This is a genomic window from Bradyrhizobium sp. SZCCHNS1050 (genome assembly GCF_032484785.1).
GTDB lineage: Bacteria > Pseudomonadota > Alphaproteobacteria > Rhizobiales > Xanthobacteraceae > Bradyrhizobium.
Genome location: NZ_JAUETR010000004.1, coordinates 144,484 through 163,056, shown reverse-complemented (window position 1 = coordinate 163,056; position 18,573 = coordinate 144,484). Strand labels below are relative to the sequence as shown.

General features: G+C 65.7%; 17 protein-coding genes. 8 read left to right on the top strand and 9 right to left on the bottom strand.

All coding sequences use genetic code 11. The features are described 5' to 3' along the window. The first annotated feature begins 10 nt into the window (after nucleotides 1-10). The 3 genes from QX094_RS34310 (at nucleotide 11) to QX094_RS34300 (ending at nucleotide 2,616) form a co-directional block, all read left to right on the top strand. The gene (locus QX094_RS34310; RefSeq protein ID WP_315718369.1) at nucleotides 11-898 is read left to right on the top strand and encodes an alpha/beta fold hydrolase; all 888 of its coding nucleotides are present in this window, start codon (nucleotides 11-13) and stop codon (nucleotides 896-898) included. Nucleotides 899-1,030: 132 nt separating this feature from the next. Further along, nucleotides 1,031-1,789: a VWA domain-containing protein gene (locus tag QX094_RS34305; RefSeq protein WP_316188510.1), complete on the top strand. Its 759-nt coding sequence runs from the start codon at nucleotides 1,031-1,033 to the stop codon at nucleotides 1,787-1,789. Nucleotides 1,790-1,899: 110 nt separating this feature from the next. Then, on the top strand, nucleotides 1,900-2,616 hold the full coding sequence (locus QX094_RS34300; protein ID WP_316188514.1) for a DnaJ domain-containing protein: 717 nt from the start codon (nucleotides 1,900-1,902) through the stop codon (nucleotides 2,614-2,616). A 235-nt stretch (nucleotides 2,617-2,851) separates the two neighbouring features. Here the strand turns inward: QX094_RS34300 and QX094_RS34295 are convergent, their stop codons facing one another. Next, nucleotides 2,852-4,600, bottom strand: a complete 1,749-nt coding sequence (locus QX094_RS34295) for a D-alanyl-D-alanine carboxypeptidase (RefSeq protein WP_315827276.1) — start codon at nucleotides 4,598-4,600, stop codon at nucleotides 2,852-2,854. 429 nt (nucleotides 4,601-5,029) lie between these two features. Here QX094_RS34295 and QX094_RS34290 point away from each other — a divergent pair, with 429 nt between their 5' ends. Further along, entirely contained in the window at nucleotides 5,030-5,371 is a 342-nt protein-coding gene (locus QX094_RS34290) for a phasin family protein (protein WP_316188509.1), read from the top strand. Nucleotides 5,372-5,462: 91 nt separating this feature from the next. On the opposite strand, the gene QX094_RS34285 is transcribed toward QX094_RS34290, so the two are convergent. After that, nucleotides 5,463-7,238, bottom strand: coding sequence for a pilus assembly protein (locus QX094_RS34285; RefSeq protein WP_315718373.1), 1,776 nt, complete (start codon nucleotides 7,236-7,238; stop codon nucleotides 5,463-5,465). A gap of 490 nt (nucleotides 7,239-7,728) precedes the next feature. On the opposite strand from QX094_RS34285, the gene clpS reads away from it, so the two are divergent. Together clpS and clpA are read left to right on the top strand one after the other, a co-directional pair. Next, nucleotides 7,729-8,061: an ATP-dependent Clp protease adapter ClpS gene (gene clpS, locus QX094_RS34280; RefSeq protein WP_008960690.1), complete on the top strand. Its 333-nt coding sequence runs from the start codon at nucleotides 7,729-7,731 to the stop codon at nucleotides 8,059-8,061. 409 nt (nucleotides 8,062-8,470) lie between these two features. Then, on the top strand, nucleotides 8,471-10,858 hold the full coding sequence (clpA, locus tag QX094_RS34275) for an ATP-dependent Clp protease ATP-binding subunit ClpA (RefSeq protein ID WP_315718374.1): 2,388 nt from the start codon (nucleotides 8,471-8,473) through the stop codon (nucleotides 10,856-10,858). Nucleotides 10,859-10,945: 87 nt separating this feature from the next. Here the strand turns inward: clpA and QX094_RS34270 are convergent, their stop codons facing one another. From QX094_RS34270 to bla, 5 genes are all read right to left on the bottom strand, one after another. Next, nucleotides 10,946-11,707 carry a sulfite exporter TauE/SafE family protein gene (locus tag QX094_RS34270; protein ID WP_315827299.1) on the bottom strand — a complete coding sequence of 254 codons (762 nt, stop codon included), beginning with the start codon at nucleotides 11,705-11,707 and terminating at the stop codon, nucleotides 10,946-10,948. Nucleotides 11,708-11,712: 5 nt separating this feature from the next. Beyond that, nucleotides 11,713-13,140 (bottom strand): MFS transporter, encoded by a 1,428-nt coding sequence (locus QX094_RS34265; protein ID WP_315753020.1) that lies wholly within the window; start codon nucleotides 13,138-13,140, stop codon nucleotides 11,713-11,715. 99 nt (nucleotides 13,141-13,239) lie between these two features. Beyond that, entirely contained in the window at nucleotides 13,240-13,566 is a 327-nt protein-coding gene (locus QX094_RS34260) for a cytochrome c (RefSeq protein WP_316171449.1), read from the bottom strand. A gap of 41 nt (nucleotides 13,567-13,607) precedes the next feature. Further along, the gene (locus QX094_RS34255) at nucleotides 13,608-13,769 is read right to left on the bottom strand and encodes a hypothetical protein (protein ID WP_315718376.1); all 162 of its coding nucleotides are present in this window, start codon (nucleotides 13,767-13,769) and stop codon (nucleotides 13,608-13,610) included. Nucleotides 13,770-13,910: 141 nt separating this feature from the next. Then, nucleotides 13,911-14,810, bottom strand: a complete 900-nt coding sequence (gene bla, locus QX094_RS34250) for a class A beta-lactamase (RefSeq protein WP_316188508.1) — start codon at nucleotides 14,808-14,810, stop codon at nucleotides 13,911-13,913. 94 nt (nucleotides 14,811-14,904) lie between these two features. Between bla and QX094_RS34245 the strand changes: the two genes are divergently transcribed. After that, nucleotides 14,905-15,789, top strand: coding sequence for a LysR family transcriptional regulator (locus tag QX094_RS34245; RefSeq protein ID WP_315718404.1), 885 nt, complete (start codon nucleotides 14,905-14,907; stop codon nucleotides 15,787-15,789). 78 nt (nucleotides 15,790-15,867) lie between these two features. On the opposite strand, the gene QX094_RS34240 is transcribed toward QX094_RS34245, so the two are convergent. Next, nucleotides 15,868-16,824 carry a helix-turn-helix domain-containing protein gene (locus QX094_RS34240; protein WP_316175141.1) on the bottom strand — a complete coding sequence of 319 codons (957 nt, stop codon included), beginning with the start codon at nucleotides 16,822-16,824 and terminating at the stop codon, nucleotides 15,868-15,870. A 193-nt stretch (nucleotides 16,825-17,017) separates the two neighbouring features. Between QX094_RS34240 and QX094_RS34235 the strand changes: the two genes are divergently transcribed. Continuing rightward, nucleotides 17,018-18,034, top strand: coding sequence for a carbon-nitrogen hydrolase family protein (locus tag QX094_RS34235; RefSeq protein ID WP_316175143.1), 1,017 nt, complete (start codon nucleotides 17,018-17,020; stop codon nucleotides 18,032-18,034). 15 nt (nucleotides 18,035-18,049) lie between these two features. Here the strand turns inward: QX094_RS34235 and QX094_RS34230 are convergent, their stop codons facing one another. Beyond that, complete coding sequence (locus tag QX094_RS34230; protein WP_315718380.1) at nucleotides 18,050-18,511, bottom strand: PEGA domain-containing protein; 462 nt, start codon at nucleotides 18,509-18,511, stop codon at nucleotides 18,050-18,052. Between the last annotated feature and the right edge of the window lie 62 nt (nucleotides 18,512-18,573).

The following is an 18,573-nucleotide window of genomic DNA, read 5'->3' as shown; positions in this document are numbered from 1 at the left end:
AGGGACAAACATGAAGCGTGGAATAACCGTTCTTGTGTCTGTCAGCGTGCTGGCGGCGGTCGGCTACTTCACCGCGAGCAAGTGGGCTATCCGGCACGAGACCATCAGGTTCTATGACGCCTCGCGCGACAACCGGCTGGTCGAGGTCGCCGTGGCCGTCCGGCGCGACAAGGAGATGCAGGCCGAAGCCGGCATGATCAAGCTGCCGGTCGCGATCCTCAATCACGGCAACACCGTCAAGTTCACCGAGTACTCGTTCCTGGCCAACGTATTTGCTGCGCGCGGCTACATGGCGGTCAGCATCCAGCACGACCTGCCGACCGATGCGCCGATGGTGACGAAGGTCGGCGAGCCCTATGTCGGCCGGCTGCCGCAGATCCAGCGCGGTGTCGCCAACATCCGGTTCGCCGTCGAGCAGATGCACCAGGTGCAGCCGAATGCCGACTATGATCATCTGACGATGGTTGGTCATTCGATGGGCGGCGACATCTCGATGTATTTCGCCAAGCAGTATCCCGAAGACGTCCGGAAGGTCGTCACGCTCGACAACCTCCGCGTCCCGTTCGTCACCGACGGCAAGTTCAAGATCCTGTCGTTCCGCTCGAAGGACCCGCAATTCAAGACCGATCCCGGCGTGATCCCGAGCGACGACATCTGCGAGAAGGAAGGCATCACCGTCGTCAAGACGGACTTCCAGCACAACGACATGCGCGACACCGGACCTGACGACGCCAAGTCGTCGATCCAGGCCATGCTGGACAAGTTCCTCGCCGATAGCGACAGCACCAGCGACATCGGGCCGGTCGAGACCAAGACCCCGTTGCTCGATCCGGGTCCCGTCGCGCCTTATGCGCCGGTTGGCAAGACCGCGACGCCGGCCAAGCCGCTGACGCATTGAGCGCGCAAGCCGCCGGGGCGCGCGCCAGCCTCGCCTGATCCTTGCCTGCCACGTCGGCGGGTAGATGCGTTGCCGTCGTTGAAGCCGTCCGTCCGCCTGCCCACATGATGCGCGTCCGAGCAAGGTGCGTGCATGGTCGATGATCGTTCGAAGCCCGGTTCTGCCCCGTTGACCTCGGCCGAAGAGGGATCGCGCCAGCAGCGGTTGCCCGACAATGAGCGCTCCACCGCAGACGCCATTGCGGCGTTCGTTGCGCAGGCCAAGGCCGTGGCTCCAGCAGCTCAGGGGACCAGAGGTCGTCTCGTCTTTGCGCTTGATGCGACCCTGAGCCGCCAGCCAACCTGGGACATGGCCTGTGCCCTGCAGGCCGACATGTTTCGCGAGGCCGCCGCACTCGGCAGCCTCGATATCCGGTTGGTGTACTATCGTGGCTTCGATGAATGCCGCGCCACTGGCTGGATCTCCGACAGCGCTGAGCTCGCCCGGCTGATGGGCAAGATCGATTGCCGCGGCGGCCAGACCCAGATCGGCAAGGTTCTTGCCGAGGCGCGGCGCCATGCGACAGCATCCGGAATCCGCGCCGTCGTGTTCGTTGGCGACGCGATGGAGGAGAATGTCGACGTGCTCTGCGCAAAGGCCGGCGAGCTCGGGCTGCTGAAGGTCCCGCTGTTCATGTTCCAGGAGGGCCATGAGCCCGCGGCCGAGCAGGCGTTTCGCGAGATGGCGCGGCTGTCGGGGGGAGCATGGTGCCGCTTCGATCCCGGCGCATCCGCGCAGTTGCGCGACCTTCTGCGCGCCGCCGCGGCCTACGCGGCGGGTGGCCGCGCGGCGCTGCTCCGGCTGGCCGGCTCCGAAGCGGGCGCGGCACGCCTGATCGGGCAGATGAAGTAGAGATCGATTTCGGCGGCCGCCAACGTCAAGCCCGGCGCAGCGGCTCGAGCCTGCCGGTCGCGGACGCAGCCGATCATGCTTTTTGTCCCGGCACGCCCTATATTCGGGCCATGACACTGATCGCTGGCGCCGTCGCCGTCATCACCCTTTATCTGTTGCTGCAGATGTTCCGGAACGCGAATCCGGCGGCGCTGGCGCGCGCGATCAAGGTTGCCGGCGGTATCGGCTGCCTTGCGGTGGCAGCCTTCACCGGCCTCCGCGGCGAGCTGGTGGTGGCGATCCCGATCGGGTTGTTCGGGGCGGGGCTGCTCGGCTGGTCACCCGGTGGTCTCGGCAATTTCGGCAGCATGTTCGGGCTGGGTGGGCAGCGCTCGTCCGGTCAGAGCTCGCGGGTGCGCTCGCATTTCATCGAGATGGTGCTCGATCATGACAGCGGGCAGATGCAGGGCCGCTTTGTCGCCGGCGCCCATGCCGGCCGGTCGCTGGACGAGTTCGATCTGGCGCAGCTCGCCGCGATGACGCCGAGCCTCGATGCCGACAGCGTCGCTCTACTTGAAACTTATCTGGACCGCCGGTTTCCCGCTTGGCGTCAGCACGCGCAGGGCGATGCGGCAGGGCGGCAGGGCCGCGCGGCGTCGAGCTCCAAAATGACGGAAGAGGAGGCCTATCAGATCCTTGGCCTGCAGCCGGGCGCGGGGCGAGACGAGATCGGGCGTGCCCACCGCGCGCTCATGAAGAAACTGCATCCCGACCAAGGGGGGTCGACGTACCTCGCCGCCCGGGTGAACGAGGCCAAGGATACTCTGCTTCGTACGCATCACGGCTAACTCCGGCAACGCCACCAACGCCACAACACCGAACCCGCTTTCAACGCAACTTTGTCGACGCCGGCGGCTCTCGCCCTTGCCAGGCACGATCGTTCGTCATGGTGAAAAAGTTCTAGCGGGAAATCCTTGACGAGTGGTTTGCACCCGTGCGTCCCGCCGTCGATCGCGTGGTCCGCAAACGAAAAGGCCCGCGCTGTGTCGCGCGGGCCTCATCGGAACAGGATCAGTGCCGGCGTTAGTTGTGCACGGTCATGCAGGAGATGTCGGCGCGCTTCAGCTTCTTGCAGACGGCCTCGGCCTGATCACGATCGAGCCCGGCGAAGCGGGCGCGGATGAGGGTCTTGTCGCCCTTCGCAACCGTCTCGGTGAAGGGATCGGCCTTGCTGAGGAGACCTTGTGCCGAGCTGCGGGCCGCCTCGATCCGCTTCTGGGCCTCGGCCTCGTTGTCCAGCGCTCCGACCTGGATGATCCAGCCGCTGCGCGTGACGGAAGGCTTGCTCGGAAGCTCCGGCGCAGCGCTCGCGGAGGCGATCTGCGTCGGCGCCGGCTGGGCCGGAGGCGCCGCATAGGCCATGGCCTGCGACGAGCCTGCCGGCAGGCTGGAGGCGGGCAGCACGCCGAGAATGCCGTTGCCGGTGCCATGGCCCGGCGGCTGCGGCGGCATGTCGGGACGGGGGGCCTCGGTACGGGCGATCGGCGGCGCCGGCTCGATGGCCTCGACACGCTGAGCGAAGGGTGCGGGAGCAGGGGCGGCCGGCTGCGGCGCGGCGGTCGCGAGCTTGACCGCGCCGGCCTTGACCTGGACCGTCCTGACCTTGACCGGCTTCATCGGCTCGGTCGAGCCGGGAACGATCGACATCGGCTGGCTCTGGATCACGCCGGAGGTCATCGGCGCCGGCTCGACCTTGGCCTCTCTCGGTGCCGCCGGCGGCAGGGCCGCGGTGGCTTCCGAGAGGGTTGAGATGATCTTGGAGGCGCGGCTCGGGGCCGGCGTCTCCGGCGCCGCCGAGGCGAGCTGCATCGTGCCCTGATCGGCATCGCCGCTGTCGGAGCCGCCGCGCTCGCCGATCGCCGCCACGGTGCGCCGGGTCGCGCCCTTGTCGAGATTTTCGGCGAGCAGGTTGCGCATGATGGCGTCACGCGAGCCGCCGCTGCGGCCGCCGAGTACGACGCCGATCAGATGGCGGTTGCCGCGGCGCAGCGAGGTCACGATGTTGAAGCCGGAGGCGCGGGTGTAGCCGGTCTTGATGCCGTCGATGCCCTCGACATTGCCGAGCAGATGATTGTGGTTGCGGATCGACTGGCCGCGATAATTGAACACCACCGTCGAGAAGTAGCGGTAGTACCGCGGGAAGCGGTCCTGGATCGCGCGGCCGAGGATCGACTGGTCACGCGCCGTCGTGATCTGCGCGTCGGCGGGGAGGCCGGAGGCGTTCACATAGGTGGTGCGGCTCATGCCGAGCGAGCGCGCCTTGCGCGTCATCATCTTGGCGAACTCGTCCTCGTCGCCGCCGATCGCTTCGGCGATGACCACGGCGGCGTCGTTGGCCGAGCGCGTCACGAGGCCCTTGATCGCGTCCTCGACGCGGATGCTCTGGCCGGGGCGCAAGCCGAGCTTGGTCGGCGACTGCTCGGAGGCGTGCTCGGACACCGGCATCTCGGTATCGAGCTTCATCTTGCCGGAATCGAGCCGCTCGAACAGCAAATAGAGCGTCATGATCTTGGTGAGCGAGGCGGGGTGCCGCAAGGCGTCGGGATTGGTCGCCGTCAGCGTCGCGCCGGAATTGCCGTCGACGACGATCGACGCGAACGCCGGGCTGTAGCTGCCCTCGTCATTATGGGGGGAGTGACGCGCGTGATGCTGCCGATGGCGCCGACGCGCCTCCGCGCTGTCGACCGTGACCACTGCTGCCGTCGCGAGGGTGATCAGTCCGTAGACGCCAACTCGCAACAGGCGCGAGGAAGCCATTTTTTTGCGAAGCATGAAATCCCCGTCCAATTTCTGACGTGATCACCGGCTCGTAAGGCGAAATTGTGCCGAACGCCCCCGTAACCGTGCCTGTCGGACCTCCCGATCGCGCCGTGACGCTGCCAAGCATCGAAGGCCTCGAACTGAGGTTTTGTTAAGACGCTGTTTTAGAACAGCTTTACGGTTCGGCCGACGCTGGCCGGGACCACCGGAGAGGTTAGGACGGTCGAGTTGCCAAAGGATTAAAGAAACCTTGCGGCGATGGCTGGTATTTCTGCCGAACTGCCCCGGCTTGGGGCGTCCGACGGTGCGTCGAGACCGCAATGCCCGGGATGGTGCATTGCACAAGATTCTTGATTTTTTTGTGCGCTGCACTATATTATGAATGCGTCAGGGAGCCGGGGCTTCCCTGAGGGCGCTCAAAATCAGGGAAAGGAATGCCACATGTTTAAGGTTGAAGACTTTCAGAACTACGGCAAAGAGCAGTTCGAGACCGTCGTGAACTCCGCGACCACCGTGCAGAACGGCCTTCAGGCCATCGCCACCGCGTATGGCGACTACACCAAGAAGTCGTTCGAGGACACCAAGTCGTTCGTCGAGAAGCTCCAGGGCGTGAAGTCGTTCGACAAGGTGCTCGAGGTGCAGACCGAGTTCGCCAAGTCGGCCTACGAGACCTTCGTCGCCGATTCGCAGAAGATCGCCGGGCTGTATTCGGATCTCGCCAAGCAGGCGTTCAAGCCGCTGGAAGGCATCGCTGCCAAGTTCACCCCGCCGGCCGCGCACTGACCGTTCGCGCCCGCAGGGAGCACAAAGCCCGGCTTGCGCCGGGCTTTTTTGTTGGCTGAAGGTGGAGCGCTGTCGGTGCCCGGCGCTTCTGTTATTTGGCGACGCGCAGCTTCGACAATGCGGTGCCGATCGAGTTGAACGTGGTCACGATCTGGCTCGAGCTCGTCAGCATGTAGAACTTGTCGGGACTGCTGGCGCAGTTCTGCAGCACGGCCGAGGTCGGATCGGCGGGCGAGCTCGTGTTCACCTGGATCGTGTAGATCGTGTACATCGCGTTGCCCTTCGAATCCTTGGTGTTCTTCAGGTTCGAGCAGAGCAGGGCCTGGCGCGCGTCGATCGGGTTGCCCGAGGCTTGCGACGAGCCGTTGCCGTATTCGGGCCAGCGGTCCTCGGTGTTCAGGCCGTCCGACAGCAGGATGATGACACGGTTATAGGTGGTGTTGACGTCCTCCGCCGGCGCGCCCAGCACGCCGTTTGGAATCAGCGACTGCACGGCCCAGGCAAGTCCGATCGCCTGGTTGGTGCCGCCGGTCGGCTGCATGGCGTTGACCGCGCTCTTCAGCGAGCTCCAGTTGTAGCTGAGCGGCACGATTTCCGCGAGTTTCGTGGAGGCCGTGCTGCTGCAGTACTGGATGTTGTTCTCCATGTGCTGGTTGGCCGGGAACAGCGTCGTCACGTCGGAGGTCGCCGGTGACACGGCATTTGCGTCGTTCGGCTGGGTGCGGTCGGCGACGCATCCGGTCCAGGTGCTCTTGGTGTTGGCGACCCAGGTGTGGGTGAAGGTGTTGACCTTGCACACCGTGCTGGATCCGCTTCCCGTGCAACTACACGTGTTGTTCGGAAGATTGCTGCCGCTGGTCGGGCAACTGCAATAGCTGCCGGTGCACCAGTTCACCCGCGTGCTGGTCTGAACGCTGTTCCAGCAGCCGTTGTAATAGCTGTGCGAGGCGGAATCGTAGCCCGGGCAGATGTAGCCCGTGTAGCTCCCACTCGTCGGAATCCGCGAGGCGCTCGAACTCCCGGTCGCCGGGTCGCTGGTGCAGGAGAAGTAGGGAAAGCCGTTGCCGGACTTGAACGGACAGGAGGATCCCGGTCCCACCATGTCCCATTGCGATTGCGTGTAGCTGCCGTTCGGGATTGCGGCCTGATAGGAGCCATTGGCAGGCTGGATCGTGGGCGGATTCTGCCAGTCGGTCCAGTCGATCCAGTCCTTGGCGTAGTTGCTGGCGCCGACGTTCACGACCTTGGCGAATGGAACGACCGAGATGTAGACGTCGCCCGGGGTCTTGGCCAGCGCGCTGAGCTGGTCGATCAGCCCGCCGCTGCCGGCCACGGCGTTCTGCAGCGCGGACATCTTGCCGCTGGATGCCATCGAGCCGGTATTGTCGAGCGCGAGCGCCACCCGCATCTTCACGTCGCCCCAGGTCGATGTCGTTTTGGCGCCGAAGTCCATGGTCGGAAAGCCGGCAATCTTCATGAACTGGGTGACGATCTGACCGTTGGCCGACAATTGGATGTTGGAGGCCGACGAGCTGGTCGAGGCGGTATAGCTGGCCGTCACGGTGACGTTCTGTGCGTCCGTGCTGGTGTAGAGCGCCTTGAAATAGGCGCTTGCCTTGGTTCCGATGTCGGCTGCGCTGATCGTGCCCTGCGCCAGGTCGCGCGACAGCATCAGCGAGGTGGAGTCGAGCGCCGCCTGCATCGACGACCGCGCGGCGTTCAGCCGGCTGTAGTCGACGCCTGCCCCGACGAAGGCCAGGATGGGGACGAGCGCGATGGCGAACAGCATGGAGATATTGCCACCGCGGTCGCAGGCGAACCGTCGGACGGCGCGGCGGCAGAGTCGAATGAAGGAGACATCGGTCATGTCGCTCACCAATTATGGTTTTCTGCAGGTGTTTTCGGTTCGGCTTCGTCAAGGACGGGTAAATCGAAACCGCGAAACACCGGGCCAATGCCCGCAGCGTGGCGCCGCGCCCGCAACCGGGCTGGTTCCCTGTCAATGCCCGCTGAATGGGCTTTGTAAAATGCGACCGGTTTGATTAACCTTGCGCCTCATCGCCGGGGCAGGGAATCGGTCCTGCCGGAGCGTCGGTCCGTCCCGGGCCTGCGCTTGCGGCAAACCGGGCGCTGACCCATATTCCCGGTGTCGGTCCGACCGGACCGGTCGGCTGGGACAGGCGATCTGGAAAGCAGGACCGGGTGGCGGAAAGCGGCCCGGCAGGGGACAGGTCGGGGGGCACCCCTTATTGAGAGCAACCCGCCGAGGGAAACTCTTTATTGGGAGCCTCGCAGCCATATCTAACGCGTGCAAGATGTCGCAGCCAACTTCCAGATTGAACCGATCCGCGCCCAGGATGAGCAATAACGACAACAAGTCCGGTGGCACCGGTGGCCCGGTCACGTCCGTGATCACCAAGGTCAAGCCGAAGACCAAGCGCCCCAACCTCTACCGCGTCCTGATCCTGAACGACGATTACACGCCGATGGAATTCGTCGTTCACGTCCTGGAGAAGTTCTTCAACAAGGACGTCGAGGCCGCGACCAAGATCATGCTCCACGTGCATCATCACGGCATCGGGGAGTGCGGCGTCTTCACCTACGAGATCGCCGAGACCAAGGTGACGCAGGTGATGGACTTCGCCCGCAAGCACCAGCACCCGTTGCAGTGTGTGATGGAGAAGAAATAGCCGGCTCCCTCCGCGAAGGGGGCCGCCGACGCGCGCATCTGCAAGCCAGGGGCGGGGGCTGGGGCGCTGCGCGATTGATCACCGCGAATCGGCATCGGACGAAGGGCATCGAAAGCCGCAAATTGCTGCAGACGAGGTCAGCGCAATCCGGGCAGGTTTCACTTCTCGTCCGAAGAATTACGGCCGCTCTGGTCCTTATCTCTCCCCGCTCGGCGGCGTGCGCCGTTCGGTTGTCGCCGCCGGATTTGCCGCAATCGGAACGGGTTTTGCATTGACGATCCGGTGAACCCGTAATCGAGCGGCTCGGCCGGTCTTTTGTCGCACTCGGTTATAACTATATTTGACGAAGGTTGTTGTTGCCTGACCGGGCGGCGGCGATCATGATGGCAAGGGGCCACAGAGGACGCGCATGCCGACTTTTTCTCAAAGCCTTGAACAATCCCTGCATCGTGCGCTGGCGATCGCCAACGAGCGTCATCATCAATACGCGACACTGGAACACCTCCTTCTGTCCTTGATCGATGACTCCGATGCAGCGGCCGTGATGCGCGCATGCAGCGTCGACCTCGACAAGCTGCGCGGCAGTCTCGTGAACTACCTCGAAACCGAGTTCGAAAATCTGGTCACGGACGGCAGCGACGACGCCAAGCCGACCGCAGGTTTCCAGCGCGTGATCCAGCGCGCCGTGATCCACGTTCAGTCGTCGGGCCGCGAAGAGGTCACCGGCGCCAACGTGCTGATCGCGATCTTCGCCGAGCGTGAGAGCCACGCCGCGTACTTCCTGCAGGAGCAGGACATGACGCGTTACGATGCCGTGAACTACATCAGCCACGGCATCGCCAAGCGCCCTGGTGTCTCCGAAGCGCGCCCGGTTCGCGGCGTCGACGAGGAGACCGAAGCCAAGGGCAACGAGGACTCCAAGAAAAAGGGCGAGGCGCTGGAAACCTATTGCGTCAATCTCAACAAGAAGGCGCGTGACGGCAAGATCGATCCGGTGATCGGCCGAAACTCCGAGATCAACCGCGCCATCCAGGTGCTGTGCCGGCGCCAGAAGAACAACCCGCTGTTCGTCGGCGAAGCCGGCGTCGGCAAGACGGCGATCGCCGAGGGCCTCGCCAAGCGCATCGTCGACAGCGAGGTTCCGGAGGTGCTGTCGGCCGCGACCGTGTTCTCGCTCGACATGGGCACCTTGCTCGCGGGCACGCGCTATCGCGGCGACTTCGAGGAGCGCCTGAAGCAGGTGCTCAAGGAACTCGAGGCGCATCCTAACGCGATCCTGTTCATCGACGAGATCCACACCGTGATCGGTGCCGGTGCGACGTCGGGCGGCGCGATGGATGCGTCCAACCTGCTCAAGCCGGCGCTGGCCTCGGGCTCGATCCGCTGCATGGGCTCGACGACCTACAAGGAGTATCGCCAGCATTTCGAGAAGGACCGCGCGCTGGTGCGCCGGTTCCAGAAGATCGACGTCAACGAGCCGTCGGTCGAGGATGCGATCGCGATCCTGAAGGGGCTGAAGCCGTACTTCGAGGACTATCACCGGCTGAAATACACCAACGAGGCCATCGAGGCCGCGGTGCAGTTGTCGTCGCGCTACATCCATGACCGCAAGCTGCCGGACAAGGCGATCGACGTGATCGACGAATCCGGCGCGGCGCAGATGCTGCTGGCCGAGAACAAGCGCAAGAAGACGATCGGCATCAAGGAGATCGAGACCACGATCGCCACGATGGCGCGGATTCCGCCGAAGAGCGTGTCGAAGGACGATGCCGAGGTGCTCAAGCATCTCGAGCAGACCCTCAAGCGCGTGGTGTTCGGCCAGGACAAGGCGATCGATTCGCTGTCGGCCTCGATCAAGCTGGCCCGTGCCGGCCTGCGCGAGCCGGAGAAGCCGATCGGCTGCTATCTGTTCTCGGGTCCGACCGGCGTCGGCAAGACCGAGGTCGCCAAGCAGCTCGCCTCGACCCTGGGCGTCGAGCTGCTGCGCTTCGACATGTCGGAGTACATGGAGCGGCACACGGTGTCGCGCCTGATCGGCGCGCCTCCTGGCTATGTCGGCTTCGACCAGGGCGGCCTCCTGACCGATGGCGTCGACCAGCATCCGCACTGCGTGGTGCTGCTGGACGAGATCGAGAAGGCGCATCCGGACCTGTACAATGTGCTGTTGCAGATCATGGATCACGGCCGGCTCACCGACCACAACGGCAAGCAGGTCAACTTCCGCAACGTGATCCTGATCATGACCACGAATGCGGGCGCGGCCGACATGGCCAAGCAGGCGTTCGGCTTCCATCGCTCGAAGCGGGAAGGTGACGACCACGAGGCGATCAACAGGCAGTTCGCGCCGGAATTCCGCAATCGGCTCGACTCCATCGTCTCGTTCGCGCACCTCAACGTCGAGGTGATCGGAATGGTCGTCGAGAAGTTCGTGCTGCAGCTCGAGGCCCAGCTCGCCGACCGCGACGTCACGATCGAGCTGTCGGAACCGGCCAAGGCCTGGCTGATCCAGCACGGCTATGACGAGCAGATGGGCGCGCGGCCGATGGGTCGTGTGATCCAGGAGCACATCAAGAAGCCGCTGGCCGACGAGGTGCTGTTCGGCAAGCTGAAGGGCGGCGGTCACGTCCGTGTCGTTCTCGTCAAGGACGAATCCGGCGTCGAGGAGAAGATCGGCTTCGAGTTCGTCGAGGGCCCGGTCACGCCGAAGTCCGAAGTTCCGGCCGCGCGCAAGCGCAAGCCGAAGTCCGGCGGCGGCTCGAAGGGGCCGGCGCCGAAGGGACCGCTGGTCAAGGCGTAGGCCTGACGCTACGAGATGACTACGAAAGGCCGGCCATCGCGCCGGCCTTTTTCGTTTGACGCGAGGTTCTTTGATGCGACGTCCGGCTCAGGCCGGCTTGACGAAGAAATACACCGTCAGGCCGCAGCCGACGGCAATGATGAAGCGGCGCACATGGGCCGGCGGGATGATCTGGCCAAGCCGCGCGCCGACGAAGCCGCCGACCATGGCAGCGCCCATCATCGTCAGCGTCTCCAGCCAATGCACGCGGCCTGAGAACGCAAAGATGGCGGAGGCCGTCATATTCATGAGCGCAGCGAGCAGCACCTTCATGCCGTTCATGGCGCGAATGTCGCGCATGCCGTAGAACACCAGGGCCGCCAGCATCAGGATGCCGATGCCGCCGCCGAAGTAGCCGCCATAGATCGCGATCACGAACTGCACCGCCTGGATGGTCCGCGGCCCGAACCAGCGCGCGCCATCCTTGGGCGTAAAGCGCATGCCGAATGCAAACACGATCGTGGCGAACAGCAACAGCCAGGGCACCAGCCGGCTGAAGGCGGCCGACGGTGTGACCAAGAGCAGCACGGCGCCGAGCGTGCCACCGAGCAGGCTGATGATCGACAGCCGCACGAGGTCGTGGCGCCAGGGCGCCTTTGCGTCGTTCAAGATCTCACGGGAGGCCCAAGCGCTGACGAACTGGCCGGGGCAGAGCGCGACGGTGCTGGAAGCGTTGGCGTCAATCGCGGGAATGCCGGCGGCAAGCAGCGTCGGGAAGGTCAGGAACGCGCCGCCGCCGGCCAGCGCATTGACGATGCCCGAGCCGAAGGCGGCGAGGGCGAGCAGGGCCAGCATCGTCCAGTCCGTCATCGCTGTCACGACTCGCCCTTCAGCCGCTGGCCGTCCTGGACGCGGACGCGCTCGGCGCCGCGCGCGCCGGCCGGCGACAGCCTGAGCATGCTCAGGAACGCGCCGACCAGCGCGAAACCGACCCCGGTCAAGAGCGACAGCCGCGTGCCGTCGGTCGCGTCGATCGCGAGGAACATCGCGACCAGGGCGGCGCCCGTGGTCTGGCCGAGCAGGCGCGCCGTGCCGAGCATGCCGCTGGCGCCGCCGGCGCGCTCGCGTGGCGCAGCGGCGATCATGGTGCGGTTGTTCGGCGTCTGGAACAGGCCGAAGCCGCAGCCGGCCAGCGCCATGCGCCAGACGACATCCCATGCCGACGGCTCGCGCGGCAGCAGGCCGAGCGCACCGAGCCCGCATGCGAAGATCACGAGACCGATGCCACCGAGCAGCCCGGCCGGCACGCGCTCGACCAGCCGCCCCGCAATCGGCGCCGTCAGGCCGACCGCGATCGGCCACGGCGTGATCAGCAGGCCCATCTGCACCGGCGAATAGCCGAAATGGCTTTCGAGATAGAAGGGGATCGCGACGAAGGCGAGCATCTGGCCGCAGAACGACGAGATCGAGGTCGCGATCGACAGGGCGAACACCGGAATGCGCAGCAGGTCGACCGGCAGCAGCGGCGAGGCCATGTGGGTCTGGCGCCAGACCAGCCACACGCCGGCCGTGACGGCGACGACGAACTCGATCGCGCAGGTCACCAGCGCCTCGCCATGGCCGAGGCTGTCCACGGCGGCGATCAGGAAGCCGAAGGCGACCGCGCTCAGCGCCGCGCTCTGCCAATCGAACATGTGCGGCGCGCGCGGCGTATGCGGCAGGAAGCGGAAGCCGAAGACGAAGGTGACGATGCCGAGCGGCACGTTGATCGCGAACAGCCACGGCCAGCTACCGACGGCGAGGATGCCGGCGGCGATGGTCGGACCGAGCGCGGCGGAGACCGCGACCACCATCGCATTGATGCCGATGCCGCGGCCGAGCAGAGCGTGCGGATAGGTGAAACGCACCAGCGCCGAGTTGACGCTGAGGATGCCGGCGGCGCCAAAGCCCTGCAGGATGCGCGCGAGCGTCAGCAGCAGCAGGCTGTCGGCCAGCGCACAGAAGGCGGAGGCAGCCGTGAACAGCACGAGGCCGGCGAGATAGACCCGCCGATAGCCGATGATCTCGCCGAGCGAGGCCAGTGGCAGCAGCGAGATCGTCACCGCGAGCTGATAGCCGTTGACGATCCAGATCGAAAAAGCAGGACTCGCATGGAGGTCGCGGGCGATCGTCGGCAGCGCCACATTGGCGATGGCGCCGTCGATCACGGCCAGCACGATGCCGAGGGCGATCGTCACGATCGCCCAGGTGCGCTGCGGCAGCGGCAGTCCGTCGGCGTGCAGACCCGTGGTCGTCGGCGTCATCATGCGGGCTCCGGTCGCAGCCGGGCCGCGGACAATGAACGGGAACGGGCAACCGGGCCGTACAAGTCCCGTTTCACGCCAGCGGAGCGCGCCGGCGCGTCACCGCCGTTTGGGGCGGACCTGGATCGCCTTGAGGTAATTGACCGCGGCCTCCGCCTCGGCGCGATCGAACTGGAAGCTCGGCATGTCCTTGTGAATGGTCGACAGGCCGGCCTGCAGCCGCTGGGCGAAATCCTCGTCGTAGAGCTTGCTGTCACCGAAGGTCCTGAACGGGGGCGCGTCGGGGTGCCGGCTGGCGCCTGTGAGACCTACCGCATGGCATCGGCTGCAAAGGCTTTGCAAGAGCGCTTTTCCACGCTTCTGCTCGCTGTCCAGCGCATGGCTGGCGGTCGACGCGAACGCCAGCAGCAGGCAGGCGGACCCCATTCGTCGTCTCATGAACTCGTTCTCGCGTGTCTTGCGCCCGGCTACCAGCGGCCCTCGGCCTTGCTATAGGCATATAGGGCGATCAGCCCGATCGTCACCAGGGTCGAGCCGATCAGGACGATCCGGTCCCAGCGCAGCTGTGTCTCGTCGTCCCGCTGCAAGGTCAGCAGGGAGAACAGGGCCTTCATGGCAAAGCGGCGCATCGGATCGATCCCGGCAGCGGCCGCACATTCCGATGACGTGGGCCGGCCGCAGCTTAGCCTGCCCAATCGTTGCGCCGCCATGGCGAACATCTTGGGTCTGATGTCCGGCTTCCGGAGGGGCTCGGAAGCCGGATGCTGGAACTACCCAGCCTGTCCCATCACGACGTCTGCAACCGCCCGCGCGACTTTCGCGATCGTTGCGTTGCGATCCTCGGGAGACGCCTGTGAACCAGTCAGATAGGCCGTGACCAGAACCGGTTTGCGGCCCGGGGGCCAGAGAATGCCGATGTCGTTGGTCGTGCCGCGGTCCCCAGCGCCCGTCTTGTCGGCGACGCGCCAGTCACGCGGCACACCGGCGCGAAGCCGAGTGTCGCCGGTCTTGTTGGCGATCATCCAGTCCGTCAATCGCTGGCGCATATTCGTCGACAAGACCTCGCCAAGGAGCACGCGGCGCAGGTTCTGTAGCATGGCGGCCGGACTGGTCGTGTCGCGAGGGTCGTCGGCCAGCGCCTCGTTGAGCTCAATTTCCCAGCGGTCCAGGCGGCTGATCTCGTCGCCGATCGATCGGGCAAAACGCGTCAAACCCGCAGGACCGCCGATCTGCCGCAACAGGAGATTTCCCGCGGTGTTGTCGCTCTGGGTGAGCGCAGCTTCGCAGAGCTCGGCGAGTGTCATGCCGCGGCCGACGTGCTCCTTGGTCACCGGCGAATATGTTACGAGATCCTTCGCCTCGAACGGGACGCGCGTGTCGAGATGCAGTTCGCCGGCGTCGGCGCGCTTCAGGACAGCCGCGGAAGCCAGACACTTGAACGTGCTGCACATCGGAAAGCGCTCGGCCGAGCGCAGGCCCGCCTCGAACCCGCTTTCGGAGTCGAGGACGGCGATGCCGAGCCGTCCGAGGCTCTCGCGCTCGATGCGGGCGAGTTCCCCTTCCAGATGCGCCCTTCGGTCGGCCGCCGCCTTCGCCGCAGGTGATGGCAGCCCGCTCGCCGCAGCCGCCATCCCGAGGATTCCAAAACCCAGATGCCGTCTCGTCAGCATGTTCATTCTCCAGTGACTGCGCGAACCTGCCGAACGAGGTGACGACTGACAAACGATCATTTATTCGTCGAGCCATGAGCAGAACTTGGTCATCATGCCCATCCGCAGCCATCTCCCTTTGAACGCCTTGCGGGCCTTCGAAGCATCCGCCCGGCATCTGAGCTTCACCAAGGCAGGCTTGGAGCTCAGGGTCACGCAGACCGCGATCAGTCACCAGGTGAAACAGCTCGAGCAGATGTTGGGCGCTCACCTGTTCCGGCGCCTGCCGCGTGGCCTCACGTTGACTGACGAAGCCCTGGCTCTGTTTCCCGTCCTCAACGATGCGTTCAGTCGCATCAGCGGCGCGATCGATCGCATCGAAGCGAAGGGAACCCGCGAGGTCGTGACCGTCGGCTGTGTCGGCACCTTTGCAACGGGATGGCTGTTGCAACGCCTCGACGGTTTTCGAGATGCGCACCCCCATATCGACCTGCGCCTCCTCACCAACAACAACCGCATCGATATCGCCGGAGACGGGCTCGACATCGCGCTTCGCTTCGGCGACGGATCCTGGCACGGCACTGAGGCCATCCATCTGATGTCTGCCCCGCTGTCGCCCGTCTGTCATCCCGATGTCGCGAGTCGTCTGCGCGCGCCGTCGGACCTCGCGGGCGAAAATCTCCTGCGGTCGTATCGCGCCGAGGAATGGCCATTATGGTTTGCAGTCGCGGGCGCTCCATGCCCGATGATCCAGGGGCCGATCTTCGACAGCTCCGTCGCGATGGCCGAAGCGGCCGCGCGCGGCGTCGGCGTTGGCCTGGTTCCGATCGCCATGTTCAACTGCGAGCTCGAGACGGGTCGGCTGGTCCGGCCGTTTGCGGCTGGGGTCGCCGCCGGTTCTTATTGGCTGACCTGGTTGAAGTCGAAAGAACCGACGTCCGGCATGCTTGCCTTTCGTGACTGGCTGGTCGACGCCTTGCGCGCCGATCCGCCGCGCTGACGGCAGGGCGCCACCGCGCACAAGCCGAGGGCGCGAACAGCGCCACGAGGCGCGTGAGGCGGGCGCGTTGCGGCCAGCTCAGCGCTTTACGGCGCTGCGCCGCCACTCGCGTGGCGACAGGCCGAACTGCTCGCGGAACACGCGGCCGAAATGCGAGAGGTCATTGAAGCCCCAGCAAAACGCGATCTCGCTGATCTGACGATGCGCCAGCATCGGCGAGCCGAGATCGCGCCGGCACTGCTTGAGCCGCTCGGCCAGCACGAAGCGTTGGAACGACGTCTCCTCGTCCGAGAACAGATCATTGACGTAGCGCGTCGATAGCCCGAGCTCGCGTGCGATCTCCGGCAGTGAGAGGCCGGCGTCGGATAGTCGGGTGCGGATGTGCGCCTTGATCCGATAGAGCAGCGTTGCGCGATGGCTCGAGGCGGGCAGGGGTTGTGCGCGCAGCCGCTCGGCCAAGGTCATGGCGAGCAGGTCGGCGGCCTGGTTGGCCAGAGGTTCGGCATGCTCGGGGCCGATGTGCTCGGCGCGTTCGCAGAGCCTGACGATGAACTCATGGGCAAGGGGCTGGAGCGGGCTGTCGGGGCCGAAGCTGATCGCCGTCACGGTCTCCGTCGGGCCGATCCGGCGCTGCAGCATCTCGCGCGGGAGCTTGAACACGATCTGCTTGAACGCGGCGTCGAACTGCAGCTCATACGGGCGGGTCGTGTCGTAGATCGCGAACTCGCCGGGCCGGATCACGGTGTCGCGGCCATCCTGGACGACGCCGCCGATTCCCTCACGTCCGAATGCGACGAGAACGAAGTCGGCATCCGCCCGGGAGATCCGCTGCGAGGTCCGGTGCACGCGCTGCCGGTCCGAGGCAACCTCGGAGCAGACAGCCCGTCCCAACGCGGTGTGGGTCACCGAGCCGCGAAACGCGCTGCCGAGATCGGACGTACAGTCGAGCCCGACATAGACGTCGCAGACGATGTCCTGCCACCGCGCCAGCCGGCGGTGGTCCGGGCTTCCGTCGGTGGTGAACAGGATCGGCATCGCTCCGTCTCCCCCTGCACCTGTGCCGGCTTGATCTGTGGCAATGCAGCAAATTCCGGGCCCGGCCGGGGTCTTCGCCTCGGCCGTAGTCGAATTTTCGTTCCGTGGGAGACGAGCGCGAAAGCCGGCTGGCGTCAATAGTTGGCCCGGTCGCGGCGCCACCGCCGCGCACGGGCATCAGGGAGCAGCAGCGATGGGACTGGCACATCCGAAATACAAGGTGGCGGTGGTGCAGGCGGCGCCGGCCTGGCTCGACCTGGACGCCTCGATCAAGAAGACCATCGCCCTGATCGAGGACGCGGCCGACAAGGGCGCCAAGCTGATCGCGTTTCCGGAGGTCTTCATCCCCGGCTATCCCTGGCACATCTGGATGGACTCGCCGGCCTGGTGCATCGGCCGTGGCTTCGTGCAGCGCTATTTCGACAATTCGCTGGCCTACGACAGCCCGCAGGCCGAGGCGCTGCGGGCTGTCGTGCGCAAGGCCAGGCTCACGGCCGTGCTGGGACTGTCCGAGCGCGACGGCGGCAGCCTGTACATCGCGCAATGGCTGATCGGCCCGGACGGCGAGACCATCGCCAGGCGCCGCAAGCTGCGGCCGACCCATGCTGAGCGCACCGTCTATGGCGAGGGCGACGGCAGCGATCTCGCCGTGCACGACCGGCCTGACATCGGCCGGATCGGTGCGCTGTGCTGCTGGGAGCATCTGCAGCCGCTGTCGAAATACGCGATGTACGCGCAGAACGAGCAGGTGCATGTCGCGGCGTGGCCGAGCTTCTCGCTGTACGATCCGTTCGCGCCGGCGCTCGGCGCCGAGGTCAACAACGCCGCCTCGCGCGTCTATGCGGTCGAGGGCTCGTGCTTCGTGCTGGCGCCGTGCGCCACCGTCTCGCAGGCGATGATCGACGAACTGTGTGACCGGCCCGACAAGCACGCGCTGCTGCATGTCGGCGGCGGCCACGCCGCGATCTTTGGTCCGGACGGCTCTTCGCTCGCCGAGAAGCTGCCGCCGGAGCAGGAAGGCCTGCTGATCGCCGAGATCGATTTGGGCATGATCGGCATCGCCAAGAATGCCGCCGATCCGGCGGGACACTATTCGCGCCCCGACGTCACCCGGCTGCTGCTCAACAAGAAGCCGCTCAACCGGGTCGAGCAGTTTGCGTTGCCGGTCGACACGGTCACTCCCGGCGAGGCGCCATCGGCGGCTGGCTGACAGGCTTGGCGGGCGCTAGGTCCCGGCCTCCGGTTGTGCCGGCGGCGGGGCCGACCGCCGCGGCGGCCGCTGCGGACGGCCTGCCGGCGCCGCCATGCGCGGCTGCAAGGTGACGATCACCGGGTTCGGCTTGTGGTCGGTCGCCGCGCCCGTCGCTGCGTCCACACCCATGCCGATCAGGCCGCCCGCCAGGATGTTGCCGGCGAAGCCGGCCGCGCCGGTCGCCGGGATGTCCTTGGTCAACGGGATGATCTGGGTCTCGTAGCCCGGTTTTTCGATGGTGACGGAGATGTCGGCATTGCGTTTGGCGACGAACGAGCAGGGCGTCGTGCAGGTCATCGGCGCTTCGAGACCGGCGATCGTGGCTTCGGCCCCGGACGGCGTCGACGCGACACTGATCGTCTCGGTTGTACCCCGCGTTACGGACGCGCAGCCTCCCAGCGCGGCGCACAGCGCCACCAACGCTACAACTCTCATTTGGTACTGCCCCCTTCAAACCCGGGGGAACTCAAGCGCAACTGGAGCGGGACGGCAAGCGC

Excerpts from the sequence above, each read along its gene's own strand:
- QX094_RS34310 (WP_315718369.1), top strand. The coding sequence starts at position 11 with ATGAAGCGTGGAATAACCGTTCTTGTGTCTGTCAGCGTGCTGGCGGCG.
- QX094_RS34305 (WP_316188510.1), top strand. The coding sequence starts at position 1,031 with ATGGTCGATGATCGTTCGAAGCCCGGTTCTGCCCCGTTGACCTCGGCC.
- QX094_RS34300 (WP_316188514.1), top strand. The coding sequence starts at position 1,900 with ATGACACTGATCGCTGGCGCCGTCGCCGTCATCACCCTTTATCTGTTG.
- QX094_RS34295 (WP_315827276.1), bottom strand. The coding sequence starts at position 4,600 with ATGCTTCGCAAAAAAATGGCTTCCTCGCGCCTGTTGCGAGTTGGCGTC.
- QX094_RS34290 (WP_316188509.1), top strand. The coding sequence starts at position 5,030 with ATGTTTAAGGTTGAAGACTTTCAGAACTACGGCAAAGAGCAGTTCGAG.
- QX094_RS34285 (WP_315718373.1), bottom strand. The coding sequence starts at position 7,238 with ATGACCGATGTCTCCTTCATTCGACTCTGCCGCCGCGCCGTCCGACGG.
- clpS (WP_008960690.1), top strand. The coding sequence starts at position 7,729 with ATGAGCAATAACGACAACAAGTCCGGTGGCACCGGTGGCCCGGTCACG.
- clpA (WP_315718374.1), top strand. The coding sequence starts at position 8,471 with ATGCCGACTTTTTCTCAAAGCCTTGAACAATCCCTGCATCGTGCGCTG.
- QX094_RS34270 (WP_315827299.1), bottom strand. The coding sequence starts at position 11,707 with ATGACGGACTGGACGATGCTGGCCCTGCTCGCCCTCGCCGCCTTCGGC.
- QX094_RS34265 (WP_315753020.1), bottom strand. The coding sequence starts at position 13,140 with ATGACGCCGACGACCACGGGTCTGCACGCCGACGGACTGCCGCTGCCG.
- QX094_RS34260 (WP_316171449.1), bottom strand. The coding sequence starts at position 13,566 with ATGGGGTCCGCCTGCCTGCTGCTGGCGTTCGCGTCGACCGCCAGCCAT.
- QX094_RS34255 (WP_315718376.1), bottom strand. The coding sequence starts at position 13,769 with ATGCGCCGCTTTGCCATGAAGGCCCTGTTCTCCCTGCTGACCTTGCAG.
- bla (WP_316188508.1), bottom strand. The coding sequence starts at position 14,810 with ATGCTGACGAGACGGCATCTGGGTTTTGGAATCCTCGGGATGGCGGCT.
- QX094_RS34245 (WP_315718404.1), top strand. The coding sequence starts at position 14,905 with ATGCCCATCCGCAGCCATCTCCCTTTGAACGCCTTGCGGGCCTTCGAA.
- QX094_RS34240 (WP_316175141.1), bottom strand. The coding sequence starts at position 16,824 with ATGCCGATCCTGTTCACCACCGACGGAAGCCCGGACCACCGCCGGCTG.
- QX094_RS34235 (WP_316175143.1), top strand. The coding sequence starts at position 17,018 with ATGGGACTGGCACATCCGAAATACAAGGTGGCGGTGGTGCAGGCGGCG.
- QX094_RS34230 (WP_315718380.1), bottom strand. The coding sequence starts at position 18,511 with ATGAGAGTTGTAGCGTTGGTGGCGCTGTGCGCCGCGCTGGGAGGCTGC.